The 22,281-nt window shown below is 36.1% G+C and carries 21 protein-coding genes; 15 read left to right on the forward strand and 6 right to left on the reverse strand.

From position 1 onward, the window contains the following. Positions 1–123 precede the first annotated feature (123 nt). Both ygfZ and C9E89_RS10525 read left to right on the forward strand, forming a co-directional pair. A complete protein-coding gene (gene ygfZ / locus C9E89_RS10520) occupies positions 124–846 on the forward strand; it encodes a CAF17-like 4Fe-4S cluster assembly/insertion protein YgfZ (RefSeq protein ID WP_107008221.1) in 723 nt (240 codons plus the stop codon). A gap of 79 nt (positions 847–925) precedes the next feature. Continuing rightward, entirely contained in the window at positions 926–1,918 is a 993-nt protein-coding gene (locus C9E89_RS10525) for a hypothetical protein (protein WP_107008222.1), read from the forward strand. 37 nt (positions 1,919–1,955) lie between these two features. Here C9E89_RS10525 and C9E89_RS10530 read toward each other — a convergent pair whose 3' ends face one another. Together C9E89_RS10530 and C9E89_RS10535 are read right to left on the reverse strand one after the other, a co-directional pair. Beyond that, complete coding sequence (locus tag C9E89_RS10530; RefSeq protein ID WP_107008223.1) at positions 1,956–3,131, reverse strand: PQQ-dependent sugar dehydrogenase; 1,176 nt, start codon at positions 3,129–3,131, stop codon at positions 1,956–1,958. A 259-nt stretch (positions 3,132–3,390) separates the two neighbouring features. Continuing rightward, the gene (locus tag C9E89_RS10535) at positions 3,391–3,636 is read right to left on the reverse strand and encodes a hypothetical protein (protein WP_107008224.1); all 246 of its coding nucleotides are present in this window, start codon (positions 3,634–3,636) and stop codon (positions 3,391–3,393) included. Positions 3,637–3,825: 189 nt separating this feature from the next. Here C9E89_RS10535 and C9E89_RS10540 point away from each other — a divergent pair, with 189 nt between their 5' ends. From C9E89_RS10540 to C9E89_RS10585, 10 genes are all read left to right on the forward strand, one after another. Next, positions 3,826–4,101, forward strand: coding sequence for a hypothetical protein (locus C9E89_RS10540; RefSeq protein WP_107008225.1), 276 nt, complete (start codon positions 3,826–3,828; stop codon positions 4,099–4,101). Next, positions 4,098–4,427, forward strand: a complete 330-nt coding sequence (locus tag C9E89_RS10545; protein WP_107008226.1) for a low molecular weight protein tyrosine phosphatase family protein — start codon at positions 4,098–4,100, stop codon at positions 4,425–4,427. The genes C9E89_RS10540 and C9E89_RS10545 overlap by 4 nt, the downstream gene beginning before the upstream one ends. A gap of 99 nt (positions 4,428–4,526) precedes the next feature. Then, positions 4,527–5,225 carry a DsbC family protein gene (locus tag C9E89_RS10550; protein WP_107008227.1) on the forward strand — a complete coding sequence of 233 codons (699 nt, stop codon included), beginning with the start codon at positions 4,527–4,529 and terminating at the stop codon, positions 5,223–5,225. 170 nt (positions 5,226–5,395) lie between these two features. Next, positions 5,396–8,371 (forward strand): VIT domain-containing protein, encoded by a 2,976-nt coding sequence (locus tag C9E89_RS10555; RefSeq protein WP_107008228.1) that lies wholly within the window; start codon positions 5,396–5,398, stop codon positions 8,369–8,371. A 304-nt stretch (positions 8,372–8,675) separates the two neighbouring features. Next, entirely contained in the window at positions 8,676–9,473 is a 798-nt protein-coding gene (locus C9E89_RS10560) for a tetratricopeptide repeat protein (protein WP_107008229.1), read from the forward strand. A 206-nt stretch (positions 9,474–9,679) separates the two neighbouring features. After that, positions 9,680–10,585, forward strand: coding sequence for a phosphoribosyltransferase family protein (locus tag C9E89_RS10565; protein WP_107008230.1), 906 nt, complete (start codon positions 9,680–9,682; stop codon positions 10,583–10,585). 2 nt (positions 10,586–10,587) lie between these two features. Further along, positions 10,588–12,084 carry a nicotinate phosphoribosyltransferase gene (locus C9E89_RS10570; RefSeq protein WP_107008231.1) on the forward strand — a complete coding sequence of 499 codons (1,497 nt, stop codon included), beginning with the start codon at positions 10,588–10,590 and terminating at the stop codon, positions 12,082–12,084. Between the two features lie 214 nt (positions 12,085–12,298). Beyond that, entirely contained in the window at positions 12,299–13,054 is a 756-nt protein-coding gene (gene ntrR / locus C9E89_RS10575; RefSeq protein WP_107008232.1) for an ADPR responsive transcriptional repressor NtrR, read from the forward strand. Between the two features lie 139 nt (positions 13,055–13,193). After that, positions 13,194–13,763 carry a hypothetical protein gene (locus tag C9E89_RS10580; protein ID WP_107008233.1) on the forward strand — a complete coding sequence of 190 codons (570 nt, stop codon included), beginning with the start codon at positions 13,194–13,196 and terminating at the stop codon, positions 13,761–13,763. 10 nt (positions 13,764–13,773) lie between these two features. Next, positions 13,774–14,394, forward strand: coding sequence for a hypothetical protein (locus C9E89_RS10585; RefSeq protein ID WP_107008234.1), 621 nt, complete (start codon positions 13,774–13,776; stop codon positions 14,392–14,394). Here the strand turns inward: C9E89_RS10585 and C9E89_RS10590 are convergent. Together C9E89_RS10590 and C9E89_RS10595 are read right to left on the reverse strand one after the other, a co-directional pair. Further along, on the reverse strand, positions 14,315–14,818 hold the full coding sequence (locus C9E89_RS10590) for a hypothetical protein (RefSeq protein ID WP_107008235.1): 504 nt from the start codon (positions 14,816–14,818) through the stop codon (positions 14,315–14,317). The two genes, C9E89_RS10585 and C9E89_RS10590, sit on opposite strands and share 80 nt — an antisense overlap. Continuing rightward, a complete protein-coding gene (locus C9E89_RS10595) occupies positions 14,819–15,451 on the reverse strand; it encodes a hypothetical protein (protein ID WP_107008236.1) in 633 nt (210 codons plus the stop codon). Positions 15,452–15,586: 135 nt separating this feature from the next. Between C9E89_RS10595 and C9E89_RS10600 the strand changes: the two genes are divergently transcribed. The 3 genes from C9E89_RS10600 (at position 15,587) to C9E89_RS10610 (ending at position 20,823) form a co-directional block, all read left to right on the forward strand. Beyond that, complete coding sequence (locus C9E89_RS10600) at positions 15,587–15,844, forward strand: hypothetical protein (RefSeq protein WP_107008237.1); 258 nt, start codon at positions 15,587–15,589, stop codon at positions 15,842–15,844. 110 nt (positions 15,845–15,954) lie between these two features. Beyond that, positions 15,955–17,208 carry an exonuclease SbcCD subunit D C-terminal domain-containing protein gene (locus C9E89_RS10605; RefSeq protein ID WP_107008238.1) on the forward strand — a complete coding sequence of 418 codons (1,254 nt, stop codon included), beginning with the start codon at positions 15,955–15,957 and terminating at the stop codon, positions 17,206–17,208. Between the two features lie 9 nt (positions 17,209–17,217). Then, positions 17,218–20,823 carry an AAA family ATPase gene (locus C9E89_RS10610; protein WP_107008239.1) on the forward strand — a complete coding sequence of 1,202 codons (3,606 nt, stop codon included), beginning with the start codon at positions 17,218–17,220 and terminating at the stop codon, positions 20,821–20,823. 62 nt (positions 20,824–20,885) lie between these two features. Here the strand turns inward: C9E89_RS10610 and C9E89_RS10615 are convergent, their stop codons facing one another. Together C9E89_RS10615 and C9E89_RS10620 are read right to left on the reverse strand one after the other, a co-directional pair. Beyond that, positions 20,886–21,281, reverse strand: coding sequence for a hypothetical protein (locus C9E89_RS10615; RefSeq protein ID WP_107008240.1), 396 nt, complete (start codon positions 21,279–21,281; stop codon positions 20,886–20,888). A 76-nt stretch (positions 21,282–21,357) separates the two neighbouring features. Continuing rightward, complete coding sequence (locus C9E89_RS10620) at positions 21,358–22,122, reverse strand: hypothetical protein (RefSeq protein ID WP_107008272.1); 765 nt, start codon at positions 22,120–22,122, stop codon at positions 21,358–21,360. Positions 22,123–22,281: the final 159 nt, after the last annotated feature.

Consider the following 22,281-nt stretch of genomic DNA (forward strand, 5'->3'; position numbering starts at 1 on the left):
GGGTTTTAGAAACATTTAGTAACAACTTGATTGAATTATTTTTCTTAAATGTGCATTTTTTATAAAAATAGCGGAAAATAAAGATAATTCTTTAGTATTAGATTTAAGATGAGCGAGTCATTCATGAGCAATTTAGCGTTCTCCTCTTTCACCTTGATTGGTGTCGATGCCCTTAAATTCCTGCAAGGTCAGGTCACGGTCAATGCTGAAGCTTTGGCTGAAAATGTATCACAGTACACTGCCATTTGTGATTTGAAAGGTCGTATTCACTTTGGTTTATGGCTAAAAAAAATCAATCCTGAACATTTTGAAATTGTGACGACTCAGGATCAGGCTGAGGAATTTGCCAAACATATTAAAAAATATGGCGCATTTTCCAAGATGAAACTTGAACAAATTGGACACGTTTTTCCAACAGTAAATGGCACAACAACTGACTTTTCTGACGTTGAAACAGATGTTGCTGCATGGGAAATTGCTGCGATTCAAACTGGTCAGGCTTATATCAATCAAGCTATTGAAGGTGTTTTTCAACCTCAGGAATTACGTTTACATCAACGTGGTGGTGTCAATTATGACAAGGGTTGCTACTTGGGTCAGGAAGTGATTGCGCGTCTTTGGTTTAAGGCAAAACCGAAAGCGTGGTTACATGTAATTCAAGGTTCGGGGGCAGTTCCTGCGCAAGGCGAACAACTGAATAAAGGCGTTCAATTGGTCAATAGCACAGCGTTTGAAGGTGGTTTTATTGCACTTGTAGTTGCTCGCCCTGAGGCTTTGGAAGAGCTTGAAGTGACCGTTTTAGACTTGCCTGAAAGTTTAAGTGGTGATGTGGCTAGACCACAGTAAACTTCTGAAAAGCCACAAATAAAATTATTTGTGGCTTTTATTCATTTAATAATTTTAAATAAAATAACAAGGATAATCCATGAAAAGAATTGGTATAACTATTATGGTATCTATCATTTCATCAGTAACTTTTGCCTTTGACTACCCTGAATTATCTGATCCGATTCAACAAAAATTTCTAAATTTATATCTTAGCGATCGTAATGATTTATATAAAGAAGATTTTTTTTCACCATTAAAAACAGAGCAGGAATGGTCATGCCGAATATCTAGGAATGAACAATACAAACTTGCCAATCTATTGTTGAGCAAACCATTAGTAATAGAAAATGAACTAAATACTCAAAAAAAATCAGATAATACCTCACAAGATGAAACAACAATAACAAACAGTAATGTTCGAATCATTCCTATGAAAGTTGAATGTGTAAATGGAAAAATTATGGGCGAAGTAAAACTTCGAATAGAATATGACAGCCTACTTGACCAATATTTAAAAAATAGCCCTAATCAAACTAGAGTTATCTCTAAGATCCACAACATCACACTGAGTAGTGGAAACATAAAGGATGGAGCATTAATAGGAACTGCAAAATCTTTCACAAAGCTTATTACTCAATTAAAAATCGAATCATCTCAAAACGAAGAAAAGAAAGAATTTAGCAATCCAATAATCACCTTACAAATGAATTACAAAGATGATATTGGAAATACTGCATTATTTTCAGAAGAAACTGATTTTTATTTAATTGGGGGACAAATTAAAAATTTGAAAAGTGCTTTTGTTGAAATAATAGATAAAAACCATACACGCAAAACCACATATAAAAATAATTATTTATCAATGATTGAGCCATACAAAAATGGGATTCCTCATGGTGATCAGCTAGGTTACCTTGTCGGTATGGATGATAAAATTGATTTAATTGAAGCAGCCCTTCCAAGTTCACATCCTAAGTTAGTCACAATTAATGGTATTAATTACTTGGAAACTCATTTGTGTGTGCTTGAAGGTGTTGAAGTAGATCAGTTTCCATGCCTTACTGATGACCAAAACAAAGTTCATCCATAATTTTAGTATAAAAAGTTTGCAGGAATAGCTGAAATATCTACTTCTGTCTTACGTAATAAACCACGCCACCCCGATCATCGGAAAAATAAAATGAATTTGCATCTATACGGTAAATATCCGCAGGTCGACCATTTACTTTTTTACCCACTAAAAAACCATCCATAAAGGTTTCGAGCTTTTGCCCTTTACGCATCATCGCAATTTTATAACCATGACCAATCTTTGCATCGGTTGAACCGTGTAAAGCGACTAAAAAAGCATTTTTAATCGTGTCGTCCGTATTTGGATCATCAAAATAATCAAAACCTAAGGCAGAAGAATGTGGTGGGAAATAAGCATAAGGCGATGGCACATTTTTACAGCCTGAGGCACGCTTAAACTTTGGATCTGCAAAAACTTTTCCACCCGATGAATAACAAGACGGCCAACCATAATCGACATCACGTTTCAGTGCATAAAAAGTTTCATCAGGTTTATTTTTACCTAAATGATCTGAGCCTTGATTGGTGGCAAATAAAAACTTGCCAATCCATTTCAAACCCACAGCATTGCGTAAACCTTGAGCATAAATCCGTTGTTCCGAGCCATCAGGATTCATTTCTAAAACAGTTGCCCGAACTTTTTCTTTCTCTACACAGGCATTGCAACTTGAACCGACTGAAACATAAATTTTACCATTGCCACCAACTGCAATCGTTCGTGTCAGGTGCCAACCACCATATTTATAACTTAAGCCATAATCAGGAAAAGTCGCCAGAACTTCAGCCTTAGCCGAAGGTTTTGTTTCACCTTGCGTAAATTTTCGACGGGTAAGTTGATGGGTTTCTGCAATATAGATCCAATCTTGCCCATTTGCATCTGTATAAAACTGAACTGAATTTGGATTTTTTAAACCAATCATATAAGGCGTGATTTTGCCAAACTTGCCTGTTTCAGCATTCCATTCATCCAAGATATAAATCACGCCTTTGTTATTATCAGTCAAATCATGCATATCCGTGACAAACATTCTGCCATCGGGTGCTTTGGCAAAAAAACGTACACGCTTTAAGCCTTCTGCCGCAGGAATAATCTCGTAATTTGCAGGTAAATTTAAGGAAAATTGCTGACCATTTTTCAGGTGAATTGGATGTGGAACCAATTTGGGTTGTTCAGCGAAAATGCTTGTTGAACACATTAAGCTGATGAGTAATATTGACCGTGTTTTTATCATTATTGCATTCATCTGATTCAATATGAATTTTTATAATATAAACTGAATAAACAACAGATCACAAGACTATTTTTAAAAACTAAAAATAGGATATGTTATTGTTTTATATAGGCTTAAATTGTTTTAATCATCAGGTTTACAATTTCATAGCATGTGTCTACATCAGTGTGTCATATCTCAACTTAAAATCAGTGAGCCGCAAAGCTTACTTTACCGCTCAACTCAATGATTTAACTCAGTTAAAGTAAATATTCATGTCTTAAAAACCATGAAACAGCTTATTCATATCTTTACAAACATAGTCTTTAAAATGATAGGCACGGGCATGTTTTGCGTCAAATTTTGCCGTCAAATCGTCTTTTTGAAAAATATAAACCCGATCTTCTTTACTGATCAAATATTCACTGCCTAATTTCATCAATAAAGCATCAATTTTGTCTGCATCTGCAATACTTTCATCTTCAAGCACTTTTAAATAATTGCGCTTAATGGTTTTAATAAACATGCTCTACTCTACAGTTCAATTGAATAGTGGAATTTAACCAAAATCTACAGCAAAAACCTATTTGAAAATGCAACAAAAGCGGTCATTCATCTATTTCAATCTTGTCTAAAGCAAAGGATGCCGATAAAATCGCCACATCATGTGTTATCGCGGCTGCTGAACCCCGATCAACTCATGAGTTTTAAAATAATGGATACTCACTATTTAGTTTTAGAGCAAGCAAAAGCACCGCCACACAATCTAAAACGTAACCGAGCATGGCGACGTAAAAACAAATTTTTATATCGTGGGCGTGATTGCAGGCATAGTTCAACATTTTGGAAACCTGAAAAGAATTTCAAACTTCTTTATCAGCGCCCAATTAAGCAAAAAAGAGCGATGCAATTAGGCTTTGAATATCCACGAATTTCCAATCAACAAAGACGGCTCAATGCTCAATATGAATACTGGAATTCTATCAATTGAATATTCTTTTTATTTGTAGTCGCAACCAATGGCGTAGTCCGACAGCTGAGCGAGTCTTTTCTGTGGGCTATGGTGTTTCTACACGTTCTGCGGGTACGAGCCGTCATGCCAAACATACAATTTCGAGTAAAGACATTGAATGGGCAGAACTGATTTTTGTCATGGAACAAAAGCATAAGCAAAATATCAAAGAAAAGTTTCCCAAACAGTTACAACATAAGAAAATCATCGTGCTTGAGATCCCTGATGATTATCACTATATGGATGAAGCACTGATCGAACTTCTACAGGATGTCATTCCACCTTATTTAGATGATTTTGCATAAATTTTAATAATATTGGAACACTAAAATAATTACAGGAATAGGCTATATTTTTTTAAATAATTACGCCAATATCAAGCCAATATTTTTTCGAGATTGATCATGAAAACGTGGTTTACTGCGCTTAGCCTTAGCTTATTTACCATGACAATGAGTCATGCTGATATTCAAACTGTAGAGAAAAATCTTAAGCAAAATTTTCCAGATATTCCTGTTAAATCTGTGAAAAACTCGCCTGTTAAGGATGTTTATGAAGTTTATATGGGTGGGCGCATTGTTTATACAACAGATGAAGCTAAATATTTTTTTGTTGGAAATCTCATTGATTTAAAAGAACAAAAAAATCTAACTGAAGAAAGTATGCAAGTTTTAAGTAAAATTGATGTCAGCAAACTGCCTCTAGATCAAGCCATTAAACAAGTCAAAGGTAAAGGCGAGCGTGTCATTTATTTGTTTAGTGATCCTGAATGCCCATATTGTCATAAATTAGAACAAGAGCTGAAAAAAATTGACAATGTAACGATCTATCTTTTCTTATATCCAATTGCAACATTGCACCCTAATGCAGTTGAAATTTCAAATAAAATTTGGTGCTCAAAACAGCCTTATCAAGCTTGGTTAGACTATACGATTGATAAAAAGCAACCTGTAGCAAGTAAAAACTGTACCTCTCCTGTCACAAAAATTGCAGCTTTAGGCAAAACGCTTGAAGTTGAAGGCACACCGACATTTTTCCTAAAAGATGGAACACGGATTTCAGGTGTACGTAGCGCAGAAGAATTAGAAAAAATTTTAAAATAAACAAAAATGGATGCTGAACTTAATAAGATCGGCATCCTATATTTAAGAAGAATGATTTGTCCTGTTGTATTTTAAAAGCAAAACACACTATTCTTAAGCTTCACTTAAATCATTTCTTTCAACTTTGTTGTAAACATATTTTATAAACACCATATTTTTAAGAATTTACCATGATGAAAAAAAATTTACTTTGCTGCTGTATCCTCAGCCTTATGCCTATTTCTATGTCGACGTATAGTCAAGACATCCTTACACAGTCACCAACAATAAATACACCTGTAGAAATCATTACTGCTCCTATTCGTATTGAAACAGCGAAAGATGATGTTGCGATTCAACTTAAAAGCGTAAAAACCCAAGTTGAGATCATCAATGGTTTAGCTGAAACCACTTTAGAAATGCAGTTATATAATCCAAACCAACGCCAACTTGAAGGAACTTTAGAATTTCCTTTACAAGAAGGACAGCAAATTACAGCTCTGGCTTTGGACATCAATGGTGAAATGCGTGATGCAGTCCCTGTTCCTAAAGCCAAAGGTCAGCAAGTGTTTGAAGCAATTGAACGCCGTAATATAGACCCTGCTCTACTTGAACAAACGCAAGGAAATAATTTTAAACTTCGTGTCTATCCAATTCCTGCACAAGGCACACGCACAGTACGTATTCGTTATCAAGAAACACTGAGCCAAAATGCGCAAGGAAAACTGTATCGCCTCCCTTTACAATTTGCCAATACAGTCAGTCATTATGAGTTGACGATTTTAGGCAAAGGACTTGAAGCAGCACCTCAAAGTCAGCAGCTTAGTTTTAAACCCAAAGCAGACAACACCTATATTGCTGAATTAAAAAATCCAAAATTCAATCAATTCAAATATATTGATGTCAGTATACCTGCCCCTAAAAATGCACAAATTTTCACACAACATTTAAATAATGCTGATTATTTTTATGCAGAAATTCCAGTGGTTGAATTTACTCAAAAACGTCAACTTCCACAGCATATTGGTATCTTGTGGGATGCTTCTTTATCTGCTCAACAACGTGACTTACAAAGTGAACTTGCTTTATTAGAAAGCTACTTTCAACACGTACAAAATGCAGATATTGAGTTAACTTTATTACGTCAGCGAGCTTCAACGCCTATTCGTTTTAAAGTTCAAAATGGCGACTGGCATGAGCTTAAAAAATATTTACAAAACATCGTATATGATGGTGCAACCAATCTTTCAGATTGGAAAAATAACAATACAATTCAAGAATATTTGTTGTTCAGTGATGCTTTAGAAAATTATGGCACTCAAACAGCCCCTCAACTCAAAGCTCAGCAACGCTTATATAGCATTCAAGCCAATGCTAATCTTCTCAACCATCAAACACTTCGCCAACTTGCTGAAAAAAATCATGGGCAATATCTTCATTGGAGTACACCTGAAGAGTTTAAACAAGCACAATACAATTTGATCCATGACCGTAGTCGTTTACTTGAAGTACAAGGAAATGGTGTAAGTGATCTACACATTCCATCTTATTTCCCTGAAAATGGCATTGTTCGTGTATTTGGTCGCTACACTCCTCTCATTGGAGAGCAAGCTCAACTGCAACTCAAATTACAAAATGGTCGTCAAGTTCAAGAAACTCGCTTAGCATTTAAAAATGCGTCATCAAGCCAACAAATTGCGGCACTTTGGGCAAAAGAAAAAATTGCTGAACTTTTAACTCAACCCACATTAAATGAACAAAAAATTCAAGCTTTAGGTCAACAATTTAATATTGTGACACCGAATACCTCATTGATTGTACTCGAAAATATAAGCGATTATATTCAATATGATATTCAACCACCAACGAGTCTAAAAGCTGAGTTTGATCAAGCCATTCAGCAAAAAAAAGAGAGTTTGCAACAAAAGCAACAACATGCCCTGACAGAAAGCATTCAAGCCTACCAAGAACATCAAGAATGGTGGGAAACTGATTTTCCTAAGACAAAGTTAAAAAAACCACTCTTTAGGCGAGCTGAGAGTCAGAATAATGCGCCTGTGGTTGAAGTCGCTCCTGTTGAACCGTTCGTTGACTCACCTCCACAGCCTGCACCACCCGCGCCCGAACCTGTAACTGCAACTGTAACAACAGAATCAAGAGCAATTGCGGCGGCAGATGCTTTAGAGCAGCACCAAGCTCAACAAAGCCAAAAAGTGGAAGAGAAAAGAGTCACACAAAATAATATTACAATTGAAATTCAACCGTGGAAAGACGATGCACCTTATGTGGCTCGTTTAGAAAAAGCATCCAAACAAAACGCTTATCAAATTTATCTAGATGAACGTGCAAATCACTTAAATAATCCTTCATTTTATTTAACTGTAGCAGATCTATTACAGCAAAAAGGACTCAACCAAGAAGCGATTCAAGTCGTTTCTAATTTGGCAGAATTAAATTTAGAAAATCGTCATGTATTGCGTTTATTAGGACAACAATTGATGTTGTTCAAACAATATAATGATGCGATTGCCATTTACCAAAAAGTCCTAAAAATGGCAGAAGAAGAACCGCAGTCTTGGCGTGATTTGGCTTTAGCTTATGCTGAAAATAAACAATATGATGATGCGATTCGCACACTCTATCATGTAGTTAGCCACCCTTGGGATGGACGTTTTGGTGGGATTCATCTTATTGCTACAGATGAGCTGAATAACCTCATTCTCAAAGCACCGCAAAGCCCTGCGATTAAAGATATTGATCCTCAACTGATTCGAAATTTACCTGTAGGCATTCGCGTTGTTTTAACATGGGACAGTGATAACTCAGATATGGATCTTTGGGTAATTGATCCAAATAATGAAAAAACGTTTTATTCAAATCCACTTAGTGCGCAAGGTGGTAAAATTTCCGATGATTTTACAGGTGGTTACGGTCCTGAAGTGTTTTGGCTAAAACAACCAATGAAAGGTGAATATACCATCAAGGCGCATTATTATGGAGATCACCAACAAATTGTCACAGGACCAACAACTGCATTTGTGCGCTTAATTCGCCATTGGGGTACACCACAACAAAGTGAGCATATTTTACGAGTCAAAATGACCAAAGATCGTTTAGAAACCGATAATGATGAAGCGGTATTGATTGGTAAATTTAAGGTCAATTAAGAAGAAATTATGAAGCTTTTCATCCATCCAAAGTGACTTAATTTTGGATGGTTTTTTTAATATTATTTTTTAGTGTTAAATAAAAACCACATGTAAACAACATGTTAAAAATAACAAACAGGCATAACACTTTTGTTCGTTTTGTCATCAGAATGATATATATACTCACATTACAACACAAAATTTAAAGAAAACACGACCTACAACTATTTACTTTATATTTTTATACCACTTATGATGAAAGCACGTTGAAAACTAAAAAATTTCTTTCAGGAAGAAATAGATTAAAAAAGGTTTTGTGTTAATGAAAAAAATCCTACTCTCTACATTACTCAGCTTCTCATGTGCAACTGTTTTTGCAGCTCCACAGCAAGCGCCTATCGACCCTAAGTTTGCAAAAGTTGAACAACTGATTGAGAAAAAAGACTTTAATGCTGCTTATAAAGAACTCGAAAGTCTTTCAAAAGCAGGCGATGCTCAAGCTTTATATAATTTAGCATTTCTAACACAAGCAGGAAAAGGCACAACCAAAGACGATAAAAAAGCCATTTCGTATTATCAACAATCTTCAGATAAAGGCTATTCTGTTGCAAGTTATGCACTTGCTAAAGCGTATCAAACAGGTGAGTTAGGGGTTAAACAGGACTTAGTCAAAGCGCGCCAATATTTAGAAAAATCATCGCAACAAGGTTTTGCTGATGCGACTGTAGAATATGCTGTATTGCTATTTTCAGAAGATAAAGCTGCATCTGATAAATTAGCATTACAAAAACTTGATCCGCTGATTAAAAGTGGTAATTTACAAGCCATTCATGCCAAAGCTTTATATGACATGACACAAGGTTTTAAATCAAAACGCATTGAACTGGTACAACAAGGGGTAAAATCAATTCAAGGTTTAGCACAAAAAGGCTATCTCCCTGCATTATTGGCACTTGCAAATATGATGGTTAAAGGCGAAATTATTGAACAAAACCTACCTGAAGCAAAAAGAATTTATGAAGCTTTGGCGAAACAAAATATCCCAAATGCCAAAGAAGCAATCGAATCTATTAATAAAATAATGGCAGAACAAGCTAAAAAACCTGCTGCAAAAAAATAAGCGATTTTTTAATCTCGTCGAAGTGGTGGCATATGCTGCCACTTTTTTTATTTTTATAAAAATTAGCTTTTTCATCAAACTGATAGTTACCCCCTACTTTCTCTTAGAACACATCGTTATTTTTTGTAAACTCATCTTGATAAATATATTGTCTTTATGACACTATATATGTATTGGCAGTTAGCCACTAAAAAGAGATATACACCATGTCTATCCAACTCAAAGATGTAAATAACAATATTATTGAAGTACAAAACCTGCAATTTTCAGGTGGTGAACGCCATATTCAAATTGCCGCAGCGGATTTAACCCAACTGGCAGGTCTTGTTCAGGTACAGGCAAAACTCAACAACAGTCAGGATGTGATGGATTATCTATTGCTAGAAAATGTTTTGCTGAATCAAGGTTTAAGTATTGCATTGGAAATTCCTTATTTTCCTTATGCCCGTCAGGATCGGGTCTGTGCAACAGGTCAGGCATTTTCCCTAGACGTCATGAGTAAACTTTTAAATATCAATGCTGAACAGTTTCCTCAGCAACGTCAGTCCATCACCGTCTGGGATGCACATAGCTGTGTGACTGAAAAATTATTACATGAAAATACGCATTTTTTAGAGATTAAAAATGTGCAACCGAGTGACATTATTTTACAAAGCATCGAATTAACAGAGATTTTAAAAGCTGAAAATGCAGTATTGATTTGCCCTGATGCAGGTGCAAGACAACGCAGCAAAAACATTGCCAAAGCGATCAATGCCTTAAGACAACAACCGATTGAGGTGATTTATTGCGACAAAAAGCGTAATCCCGAAACGGGAAAAATCATGAATTCACATGTCAATGCAACCGATTTGCGTGGCAAAGTTGCGGTCATTACCGACGACATCTGTGATGGTGGCGCAACCTTTAAAGGCATTGCGGAAGAACTGAAAAAACTGAATTGTGAACATGTAGTGCTTTATGTCACCCACGGCATTTTCAGCAAAGGTTTTGAGGTTTTTACAGGATTGGTCGATCAGATTTTTACTACTGACAGTTTTGCTCAGACTGAGCATGACAATCTGACCGTCATCAACTTTAGTGCAAATGCATGCTTAAATTTTGGAGAATAACAATGAGCTTAAAAATAAATCCACTGAATGCCATCGACTTTTATAAAGCAGATCACAGACGCCAATACCCTGTGGGCACTGAATATGTTTATGCCAACTTTACGCCACGCTCGGCGAAATTGGCAAAAATGTTGCCTGATTTTGATGACAAAGTTGTCTTCTTTGGTTTACAGGGTTTTATCAAACACTTTTTGATCGAAACATGGAATGAAGGCTTTTTTCAGCAAGATAAAAACAAAGTGGTTAACGCCTATAAACGCCGTATGGACAATGCTTTGGGTGATGGTGCGATTCCTGTTGACCACATTGAAGCTTTACACGATTTAGGTTATTTGCCTATTCTCATCAAAGCCTTAGATGAAGGCAGCCGTGTCAATATGCGTGTACCTGTGTTGACGATTATCAATACTTTGCCTGATTTTTTTTGGCTGACCAATTATTTGGAAACGGTGTTAAGTGCTGAACTTTGGAAAAGCTGTACTACTGCAAGCATTGCTTTTGAATACAAACGCTTACTGACAGACAATGCCAATAAAACAGGTGCACCACTCGATTTTGTGCCTGTACAAGGACATGATTTTAGTAGTCGTGGTATGAGTGGTATTTATGATGCCACCCAAAATGGCGTGGGTCACCTGACGAGCTTTATTGGCACAGATGCGGTGTCTGCGATTGATTTTGCTGAGGAATATTACAATGCCGAAGGGGTTATTGGTGTTTCTGTTCCCGCAACCGAACACAGCGTGATGTGTATGGGCAGCGAGGACAATGAAATTGATACTTTCCGCCGATTAATCACTGAACTTTATCCTTCAGGCGTGGTTAGCATTGTGTCGGATACTTGGGACTTTTGGCGAGTCATCACAGAATTTACGGTTGAACTCAAAGCTGAAATTTTAGCGCGTCAGCCAAATGCAATGGGATTGGCGAAATTGGTGTTCCGTCCTGATTCAGGCGATCCTGTAAAAATCATTTGTGGTGACCCTGATGCTGAAGTTGGCAGTCCTGCCTACAAAGGTGCTGTGGAATGTTTATGGGAAATCTTTGGTGGCACAACAACGGATAAAGGCTATAAAGTTTTAAATGAACGTGTGGGTTTGATTTATGGTGACTCGATCACTTTGGAGCGAGCAGCCAACATTCTCAAGCAACTAGAAGCTAAAGGTTTTGCGTCAAATAATTTAGTGTTTGGGATCGGTAGTTATACTTATAATTACATGACTCGTGACACTTTTGGTTTTGCGGTCAAAGCCACTTGGGGACAGGTCAATGGCGTTGCTCGGGAGTTGTTTAAAGACCCGATTACTGACTCAGGGATTAAAAAATCGGCAAAAGGTTTACTGCGTGTTGAAAAATCGGTAAATGGTTTTGAGTTGTTTGATCAGCAATCTGCCGAGCAAGAGCAACAAGGCGAATTAAAAACAGTGTTTGAAAATGGTCAGTTGATTCGTGAATGCAGTTTGGATGAGATTCGGGAGCGATTGGCGAATGAATTGTAAATTGTAAAATCATCATCGAAAAATGATCCTTAAAATCTAACTTTAGGTTTCAAGGATCAACCATTGCAATACTGCAATTAATAGTCGTTGATTCAAATTTCATCATCATAAATCCTCGATTGCAGTCAAACAAATTTGAAAACACTTGGCGAATACCCCCTACCCTGTAATAATCCGAATACTCATCCACGTTTAAAATAAAGCGAGCCATACCGTGACGTTTACATCTGAACAGGAATTTTTATCCAACTACAATAAAAAAGACTTTGATGCACCTTTGTTCACAGTGGATATGGCGATTTTTTCTGTTGATGCAGGGCAACTGCAAGTGTTACTGATCAAACGTTCTAATTTTCCTCAAAAAGATCAATGGGCTTTGCCGGGTGGTTTTGTCGATTTATCGAAAGATACTGACTTGATGGCTTCTGCTCATCGTAAATTGGTGGAAAAAACAGGACTCAAGTCACCACATTTGGAACAGGTCGGGACTGTAGGCAATGCCACACGTGACCCACGAGGTTGGGCAGTCACTTCTTTGTATTTTGCCCTGATTGACTTCAAAGCGTTTCAACGCATTGCCACTGAGCAGACTGAATACAGTGAGTGGTTTTCTATTGCCGATGCCAAAAAATTGGATTTAGCCTTTGATCATTTACAACTTTTGGATATGGCGGTGGAGCGTCTCAGCAGTAAAGCCCGTTATACTGCGCTGCCTGCGAGTTTAATGCCTGAACTCTTTACCCTGACTGAATTACAGCAGATTTATGAAATCATTTTAGGGCAAAGTTTAGAGAAGAAATCGTTTAGACGTCGCATGATTGAAGCAGGTGCAGTTGAGGAAACGGATCAATCCAAAATTGCAGGTAAACGCCCTGCGCAGTTATACAAATATGCTTTGGACAGTTTTGATTTTCATTTTCCACGCATTTTAGAATATCCACGTCAGCCTGTCGATCAGAGTGAAAATTAAATAAAAGATGCAAAATGCCCAATGCTGTGCTGTACTAAAACTCTAGATCGTTTGATTTGATCACGTATTTGTAAAATTAGGATACAAGATTACTCGCGCGATCTATGCAACAACTCAGCATAAAAGGACATCATGCGCCATGAAAAACTATAAATTGCTGTACTTCATTCCGATCTGTTTAATCTTGCCTGCCTGTATTGACCTCAGGATTGGCGGGGAAAATTCAATTCCACAGGATCCCTATTACATTACCACCACGCCAATGATCATTAAAAATATCCAAATCCCCGTTGGCACAAAATTGACTTATGGCAATCAAAAATTTAAAACACTGCAACAAAATAAAATCATGCCTGAATCCAAACTGACAGATATTGAGTTTCCTGAAAATGCGAACATCACTTGGGGTGGCGTTCCGATCACACAAATCCATCAATTTTTTAATACTGAAATGCGGGGATACACCGTATATCCCGACTTTCAAAAAATGGATGTCAAAAATCAGAGTAATTTTTCCAAACGTTGGCAAAGTTGTGGCGATGGAATTGGGATTACCATCCGAAATACACAAGATTGGTCATTTAATAAAAATAATATTATAGATGTAGAGAGTTGTAGTGTGCTTTATCAAAGATATTTTAAAGATAATGCAGAGCAACAACAATTTCTTGATCAGCTCTATCATGAGTTAAAGCAAGTTCAGCCTTGAGATGATTTAAATGAAGTTCGAAGTTGACAATTTTACACAGGCATTTCCAAGCTCCTTAATATCAGACACTGAAAAAATCGTGTCTTATTTGCAAAATAAAAGGCATGCATTTTATTCCAATCATAGTTTTCAAATTTTATTGCAACAGGAAACCATTCAAATTCCTGTCCGTACTTATTTAAATGTGCCTGCAAATAAGCAATTCAGTAACTTCCCTCTAACTCAACAACAAATGCTGCGTTGCATTTACACCCGACATCATGATGGATTCATTCGACAGTCTATGTTGCAGGCGTTATTGGAACATCCATTGGACTATTTTGTTTTCCCATATTTATTTCAGTTGATGGGAGAATATGTTGTAGAAATTTTAGAGATCATTGAGCCTCATTTAAATCAAAGCAACCAAAAACTACTGATTCAGTTTATTTCAGAAAATTCTCGTTATTTTCGGACGATTGAAAGCCGAATTGTCAGTTATTGGAATGAGTACTATCGCTTACAATATCCTGATTTTAAAGATTATGTAGGCTATAGAATTTTATTTAAGCTTAAAAATCTCGTTCAAAATAATGGTCATGATTCAAACAAAATGCACCAATTAAATACTGATCAGGCTGAGCATCTTTAGCATCATATTCAGGTGAAAAATATAAAACCATCTGACTTTTACTGATTTTAATTGCGACATTTTTTAACTTTAGATCATGTTTAACTAAATAGTTTACGCATTCCCTATTTAAAATTTTCAAGAACTTACTTAAGGTCATTCTTTTATATTTTTTTAAAATCCAAGGCTGAATCTTTAAACTTTGGCTGAGTTTAAAGCCATGAAAACCATCGCAATAAATTTGAAAAAGTTGCTTTTCTAAAAAATAAAATTCAATTGTACCAAAACGCCAAATCTCGATTTGATTTCCCATATCTCCTTGATCATCAGGGTCTGCAAAATTATGCAATAACCATTCTTGTGTTTGCCCAAGCTCTACAAAATCGAATTTCCCATTTAAAATAAAGTCTTTTAAATCAATGTCTATTTTATAATTGAGTTTCATTTATTGATTTCCATAAACAACTAAATATCTACCAATTTTATTTTTCTCTTCTAAAACATAAATTAACCGTGTCAAAAATCTTCCTATTTCATCTGTTACAACGTTCAATACTTTGATTTTTGAAATAATTTCTGTGATTACTGCATGATCAAAATAATTATCAGAACATTCATCAAAACTTGTTTCCAAATATTTTCTCATAGGATTAAAAATGGGAAATACTGATGCAAAAATATCAACAACATATTCAAAGTCATATCTCGGAATAAAGTAAGTTCTATTCATAGTACTTTGAATGCGGTCCAAATTTTCATCTTCCGCCCAAATAAAAAACCCTACTTTATCTACATATAATGGGTTTTCTTCAATCGTTAATTTAATTGGTCTGTGTATTAAGGCTTCTACTTTGGTGATGACTTTTCCCACATTATATTCATAGGCAACATCATGATAATACTCGAAAATTATACTTAAATCGCAACCTGTTTCCTCACAAATCTTTTTAATATTTTCATCATGAAAAGCCTGAATACATTGCTCAACATTTTCATCATGTTGTTTCAATAATTTCATTGCTTGCACAAGTGGAATGCTGATTTTGGAACGCAATTCATTGAGTTTTTCTTTATTCATTTTTATCACTCAACTATTTATTTTCAGTATTGATACATTAAAATTTTAAAATTGATTTATCTTAAAAGAAACATATTACATAACACCCCACTCCTTAAAATATAAAATAAATCACGTTAAAAGAAGGGCTAAAATATGAAATCATTTATCATTTCTTGCTGTACATTATTCATTTTAATCAGTTTAAATGGATGTCAAACTCAATCTATATCCACATTATCTACAGATCCTGAAATAATTGAAGTCAAACCTTGTACTGGAAATGATACAGAGGTTTGCCAAGAAATCCCCGACCAAAATCAAATGAACAAAATTAAACGAACTTATACAGATCAGAAAGGCTGTCAGTATACTGAATATGAAAATGGCTTAACTGATGCAATCTGCCCATAGAATGACTGCTCAGTTTAAATGATAAAAATGCTTTTATTAAAGTTAAATTGCACCGTCAGACTATGAAAACATGCTAAATTACACATAGCATTTCAAATACTTGAGTTCACATGACTGTACGCTTTCTTCATACATCCGACTGGCATTTGGGACAATTTTTTTATAACCATTCCCGTCAGTATGAACATGAGCAATTTTTGGCATGGTTACTTGAGCAAATCAAAGAAAAACAACCGCATGCTTTATTGATCGCAGGTGATATTTTCGATGTCATCAACCCTGCATCTGCTGCGCAAAAACAACTTTATCAATTCCTTGCAGATGCACATGACCTCGCCCCACACATGCAAACTTTGATGATTGCGGGGAATCATGATTCAGGTTATCGTATTGAACAAGTTGAACCTTTACTTGAAAAATACAATGCTAAAACTGTCGGTGTGATCCATAAAAATAGTGAAGGTTCAATTGATTTAGACCGACTTCTTATTCCAATTTATGATGAAAATAAAACAATTGTTGCTTGGTGCTTAGCACTGCCCTTTTTACGCCCTGCTGAAATTACAGGCTTCAATGAACAAACCACCAACAGCCAAAATGCAATTGCCTATTTGCACCAACAAATTATTGCAGAAGCGATCAAACGTAAAACACCTGATCAAGCCTTAATTTTGATGTCACATGCACACATGCAAGGTGGCGAAACTTCAGACTCAGAACGCCCAATTATTATTGGCAATGAAGAAGCACTTTCTACCGCCCTGTTTGATGATGTAATTGATTATATCGCGCTTGGGCATTTACACAAACCGCAAAAAGTTGGTCAGGAAAATATCCGTTATAGCGGCTCACCAATTCCGCTTTCATTTAGTGAAATAAACTATAAACATCAAGTGGTTGAAGTCACCATTGATCCAACCAAAAATGACGAATCTCGTTTTAAATTTGAGCCTATTTTTATTCCTCGCAGTGTGCAACTGCATAAAATCAAAGGCGAGCTTAATGACGTTTTTGCCAAACTCAAAGCCTTGCCAAGTGGTGAAATTGACAATATTGACCATCGTGAATATGTCGATATTGAGTATCATACCGCTGTGCCACCACAACCAAATTTAAGACAACAATTTGAAGATGCTTTGCCAAAAGATCGTTATCGTTTGGTGCGAATTTCACGACAATATTTAGCTTCTGAAAAATCGAACAGTGAACAATCACAAATCAGTTTAGAACCACCAACGCCAAAAAAACTCTTTGAACAGATTTGGCAAAAGCAAGGTTATGCCAGTGATGATGCCGTGCTAAAAGACTTTTTAAGCCTCGTACAAGAAGCTGAAAAATCACTTGAAAATGAGCATGAAGCATAAGGATTTGTCATGAAAATTTTATCTATACGTATAAAAAATTTGGCATCTCTTGCAGGTGAACATTTTATTGATTTTGAATCCGAACCTTTGGCTTCCGCAGGTCTAGTTGCCATTGTCGGAAAAACTGGTGCAGGTAAATCGACCATTTTAGATGCCATGTGCCTTGCACTTTTTAATAAAATTCCGCGTTTAAAAGACAGTGATGGTAAGTTGCAAGATGTTGATGGCACAGAACTTTTAACCAATTCCCCTCTGACCGTATTACGACGTGGCACGGCACATGGTTTTGCTGAACTAACTTTTGTCGCTCAGGATCAAAAGCATTATTTAGCCCGTTGGGAACTGAAACGTTCACGTGAAAAAGCAGATGGAAAGCTGCAAAGTGTACAACGTTATCTAAAATGTTTAACTGATGGCGTGGTGGTTGCAGACAAAGCCAAAGCCGTGGATGCAAGCATTTTCAAAATCACACAACTGAGCTTTGAACAATTCACACGTGCCGTCTTACTCGCACAATCAGAAGTCACCGCATTTTTAAAAGCACGTGATAATGAACGTGGTGAATTACTTGAATATTTAACCAATTCTTCAATCTTTGGCAAAATTGGTCAATTGGCTTTTGAACGTACCAAAGCTGTTGCATTCAAACGCAAAGAACTTGAAAATCTACTCGGTCATATTGAAATTTTATCTGATGATGAAGTGGCTGAATTGACAAATCAATATCAATACGTTGAGGCAGAATATAAAAAAATTGAGGCTGAAAAAGCTCAACTGAGTTCACAACAACAATGGTTTGAACGTAAACAAAAGTTAGAAAGTGAAATTCTTGCTAAGCAACAATTGGTTGACACGCAACTCAAAGCGCAACAAGATTTAGCACCTGAACGTAAGCGTTTACATCGTTTGGAGATATTTTCAAGCATTCGCCCAACTGTATTTCAACAGCAACAATTGCTGAAAACTGAACAACAACTTGCACCACAGATTCAAAAACAACAACAGCTTTTTGATGCCATTCACAACCAATTTAAAACTGAAAAATCACGTTTTACTCAAGCCGAAAGTGCATTGACGGAACAGCAAAACTTTGAAAATACCCATCGTGAATCTTTAAGCGAAGTTCGAAAATGTGTGCAGAAACGTGAGTTTTTTGCAGGTGAATATAAAAAGATCAATACAAAACTGAGTGAATTAGAAACTGCAAAAGCACCACTGCTCACGCAACAACAAACATTAGAACAACAGATTCAACATGCCGAGCTACAGCAAACAACATTGCATCAACAACTTGCAGAAACTCAGCTATTTTCAAGTTTGGACAAAGGCTTAACTGCGCACACACAACAACTCGGACAATTTATTCAGCAATATCAAAATATTGAAAATCAATTAGGGAATGTTGCACAAGCTGAAAGTCGTTTGGCTGAACAAAAAAATCAGTTGGTACAGTTGATTGAGCAATTTGGCAATATTGAACAACTTGAAACTAAAATTGAACAAGCAAGACGACAACGTGAGTCCAAGATTAATCAACGTAATCAGCTTGATCTTATTCAACAGAAACTAATGCAATTTTTAGAATTAAGAACTGAAGCATTTGAATTAGAAAATAAAATCAAGAATTTAAAAATCAATCATATACAACTTGAGAAAAACCATAGCACCGCAGATCAAAATTTCCAGTCTGCCAAAAATGAACGTCTAAAACTACAAGACATTTTGCAACAGCAACGTTTGCTTCATACTGAAAATGTTGAACATTTGCGTGCTAAACTAAAAGAAGGTGAACCATGTTTAGTATGCGGAAGCACATCACATCCATACAAAGTTGATAATTCTGCGGTGTCTAAAGCCCTGTTTGAATTACAGCAACAACAAGAACAGCAAGCGACAGCCAAAGAACAAGAATATTTTAAAATTTGGCAACAGAGCCAACAAAGTTTAGTTAAATCAACAACTGAACAAGAACAGCTAGAAGTAGCTCTTCAACTAAATACAGATAAAGCTATGAATAGCATTCTGAAAGAATTAAACAAACAAAAGCAAAATGCACAAATTACTTTTAATTTTGATTTAGGAAGCCCTCAAACTGAAATTACTACAGCATTAAAAAAACTTTTAGAGCAATTTCAAACGGATCTTCAACAGATAGAAATACAGTCTAATCAGTGGATGCAAAGCATTAAACAGCAACAACAACTCGAAAAATCTATTCAACAAACTGAACACTTGATTCAAACTGCACAACATTTACAGAGCCAAGTTCAAGCGATCTTTGTGTGTTTAAATGATGCCGAAAAAAACTCTTGGCAACAGCAAAGTGTTGTAACAGCGCAACAGATTTTCAATACACTTTCACAACGTATTCAGCAACTTGAGCAACTCGCACAACAAAGCAAACAGCTTGATCTTCAAAATCAACAACTCAAGACACTCTTACTCAATGTTGAAAATGTGTCACAACAGATTGATAATACAGCACAAAATCTGAATGAGATTAAAGTCCAAGGTCAAAAAGTCACTGAAACTGCGGTTCAACTAATTCAACAGATGACAGGCTTAAGCGATGTCAAACCAAATGAATGGCTGCTTCAATATGATCAGGCATGTCAGCAGAATCAAAATCTGTATCAGCAGTTAAAACAAAGTTTTGAGCAACTTCGTCAACAATTTGAACAAGAAAAAAGTGTATTGGAACAACTCAAAGCACAACAACAACAAAATCAAGATCATATTCAACAAAGTGACCAAGAAATCCAAAAATGGCTCACTGAACATACAGTTTTTAATGTGGATGATTTAGCGCAATTGGCACTGATCAGCCCTGCTCAAGAACAGCAAATCCGTCAGCAACTGCAAAATGCTGAACGCTTGTTGAATGAAGTCAATTCCGCATTAAAAACTATGCAAGAACAACGGACTGAACATGCCAAACATCAGCCTGAAAATGAGCTGATACAACTACAGCAATTGATTGAAGAAAATGCTGAAAGTTTAAAATCGCAATTGGATGTTCGAGATCAACTCAAACTGAAGCTTGAATTGCATCAACAGAATGTGGCTAAGCAAAAACAATTTGCGGATCAAATCCAAGAAGTACAACAAGAAGAACATCGTTGGGGCAAAATTTCAGGCTTAATGGGCGATGCCACAGGTAAAAAATTCCGTGATTATGCACAGCAATATAATTTGGATATTTTACTTGAACACGCCAACCAACAATTGGCGATGCTATCACAGCGTTATACCTTAAAACGTTTGGACAATTCACTAAGTCTGGCAATTATCGACCATGATATGGACGGCGAAACCCGTTCTGTAGCGTCACTTTCTGGTGGTGAGTCCTTCCTAACCGCCCTTGCCTTATCTTTGGCGATTGCCAATATGGCATCAGGTTCCATGAAAATAGAATCACTGTTTATTGATGAAGGTTTTGGCACACTCGATGCTTCATCACTGCATATGGTCATGAATGCACTCGATCAACTGCAAAATCAGGGACGTAAAGTGGTGCTCATTTCGCATATACAGGACATGCATGAACGAATTCCTGTGCAGATTCAAGTCAAGCCCTTAGGCGCAGGTGCGAGTATGATTGAGGTGGTCAGTTAAAAAAATGGTAGCTTCACGCTACCATTCATTTTTGAATGAAATCAACATGTAACGCTTTACACTTAGTGCAATGCTTTCTTCGCTTTTTGGCATAAGTCAGTTGCATGTTCGACTTCAGTTTTATAGTTTTCAACAGTTTCATCAAAACTCATTGCCGCAGCAAAGCTACTCTCATTGAATTGTTTTTTATATTTTTCATTATTTTTTAAAATAGTCACCATATTTTCATAACCCACACAAATTGGAAACCAAACCTCAGGACTTTCATCAGGCTTTGCCTGCCAATTTTCTATTTTTTTCTCCAGCTCTGTCAAAGTTATTTCATAATTTTTAATAAAATCATTGGCTGTAGCCTGAGTCGCTATTGTATTTTTAAATGAGTCCTCATAGGCATTTGCAAATACATAGGTCGAGTTTAAACTTAATAAACTCAAAATAATCATGATATTTTTTTTCATAAAGCTCTCTTTTTTATTACATTTATCGTTAAAAGGCATTTTATTTCATCACAAAACACCTTAAAAATGTGATTATTTAATTTTTATCTGCTGGAAAAGCATTGGGTGGTGGCGCATATTTATTGATAGCTTTAGCCTCATCTTCAGGAACTTTAAGTTCATACACAACCGTACCAATTACACCTGCATTATAAATTGAACCATGATCTGAGTTTGCAGCATAAGATTCTTCAGGTTTGCTAAACGTAAAAGAAGCAACTGCATCAGCACTTTTTCTGAAACCTTCAATGGTTAAAGTATCATGTGCGTGTAGAACATAACCTGAGTTTGAACGTGAAGCCTCACGACCATTAATCACATCTACCCCATCAACACTTGTGACAATTTCAAAGGTTTTGCTGGTGTTATTTTCATAATGTAACTGATAACTTTGACCTTCTCTACCTGCTAAATAATAATTTTTCCCAACACGATATAAAGGAATGGGATCTCCACGATCATCAATGATCGTAAAACTAACTTTTCCACCTGCAACAGAAATTCCCTGAATAGCTTTGCCTTCATATTGTTTATCGGCATATTGGACTTGCGTTTCAGCTATTGGCGTATTGGATTTACGTTCATAATCCACTTCAGTAACAGATGAGTTAATATCATCACCCCATTTTGTGCCTAGTTTTTCATCCATTGCAACATCATTATTTGCAGCAGTTGCAGCAGCATCTGCACTAGTTGCTTCAGCATGATTTGAGGATTGAGGTGAGTTTTCCTCTGCTTTTTTCGCACAAGCAGCAAGAAATATACAAAATATAATATAGAGCAAAATCTTTATTTTTTTCATTTTGTTACCTATTTTTAGATATGTGTGAGCAACCCATTTTTTTGATACATCCATCATTCATGAAGTATCAAATCATCGGCTGTCTTGGTAACTTAGATTATTATCGCAGTTATCATAACGAGCTTGTATATTTTTGAATATATGAAAAACTTTATATTA

The organism is Acinetobacter sichuanensis, from assembly GCF_003024515.2.
Lineage (GTDB): Bacteria > Pseudomonadota > Gammaproteobacteria > Pseudomonadales > Moraxellaceae > Acinetobacter > Acinetobacter sichuanensis.

Bases quoted from the DNA above. Each gene is read 5' to 3' on its own strand.
- C9E89_RS10620 (WP_107008272.1), bottom strand. From the start codon at position 22,122: ATGAAAAAAATAAAGATTTTGCTCTATATTATATTTTGTATATTTCTT.
- C9E89_RS10540 (WP_107008225.1), top strand. From the start codon at position 3,826: ATGGATACTCACTATTTAGTTTTAGAGCAAGCAAAAGCACCGCCACAC.
- C9E89_RS10590 (WP_107008235.1), bottom strand. From the start codon at position 14,818: ATGAAACTCAATTATAAAATAGACATTGATTTAAAAGACTTTATTTTA.
- C9E89_RS10615 (WP_107008240.1), bottom strand. From the start codon at position 21,281: ATGAAAAAAAATATCATGATTATTTTGAGTTTATTAAGTTTAAACTCG.
- C9E89_RS10570 (WP_107008231.1), top strand. From the start codon at position 10,588: ATGAGCTTAAAAATAAATCCACTGAATGCCATCGACTTTTATAAAGCA.
- C9E89_RS10595 (WP_107008236.1), bottom strand. From the start codon at position 15,451: ATGAATAAAGAAAAACTCAATGAATTGCGTTCCAAAATCAGCATTCCA.
- C9E89_RS10555 (WP_107008228.1), top strand. From the start codon at position 5,396: ATGATGAAAAAAAATTTACTTTGCTGCTGTATCCTCAGCCTTATGCCT.
- C9E89_RS10550 (WP_107008227.1), top strand. From the start codon at position 4,527: ATGAAAACGTGGTTTACTGCGCTTAGCCTTAGCTTATTTACCATGACA.
- C9E89_RS10530 (WP_107008223.1), bottom strand. From the start codon at position 3,131: ATGATAAAAACACGGTCAATATTACTCATCAGCTTAATGTGTTCAACA.
- ygfZ (WP_107008221.1), top strand. From the start codon at position 124: ATGAGCAATTTAGCGTTCTCCTCTTTCACCTTGATTGGTGTCGATGCC.
- C9E89_RS10600 (WP_107008237.1), top strand. From the start codon at position 15,587: ATGAAATCATTTATCATTTCTTGCTGTACATTATTCATTTTAATCAGT.
- C9E89_RS10585 (WP_107008234.1), top strand. From the start codon at position 13,774: ATGAAGTTCGAAGTTGACAATTTTACACAGGCATTTCCAAGCTCCTTA.
- C9E89_RS10610 (WP_107008239.1), top strand. From the start codon at position 17,218: ATGAAAATTTTATCTATACGTATAAAAAATTTGGCATCTCTTGCAGGT.
- C9E89_RS10525 (WP_107008222.1), top strand. From the start codon at position 926: ATGAAAAGAATTGGTATAACTATTATGGTATCTATCATTTCATCAGTA.
- C9E89_RS10580 (WP_107008233.1), top strand. From the start codon at position 13,194: ATGAAAAACTATAAATTGCTGTACTTCATTCCGATCTGTTTAATCTTG.
- C9E89_RS10560 (WP_107008229.1), top strand. From the start codon at position 8,676: ATGAAAAAAATCCTACTCTCTACATTACTCAGCTTCTCATGTGCAACT.
- C9E89_RS10535 (WP_107008224.1), bottom strand. From the start codon at position 3,636: ATGTTTATTAAAACCATTAAGCGCAATTATTTAAAAGTGCTTGAAGAT.
- C9E89_RS10605 (WP_107008238.1), top strand. From the start codon at position 15,955: ATGACTGTACGCTTTCTTCATACATCCGACTGGCATTTGGGACAATTT.
- C9E89_RS10565 (WP_107008230.1), top strand. From the start codon at position 9,680: ATGTCTATCCAACTCAAAGATGTAAATAACAATATTATTGAAGTACAA.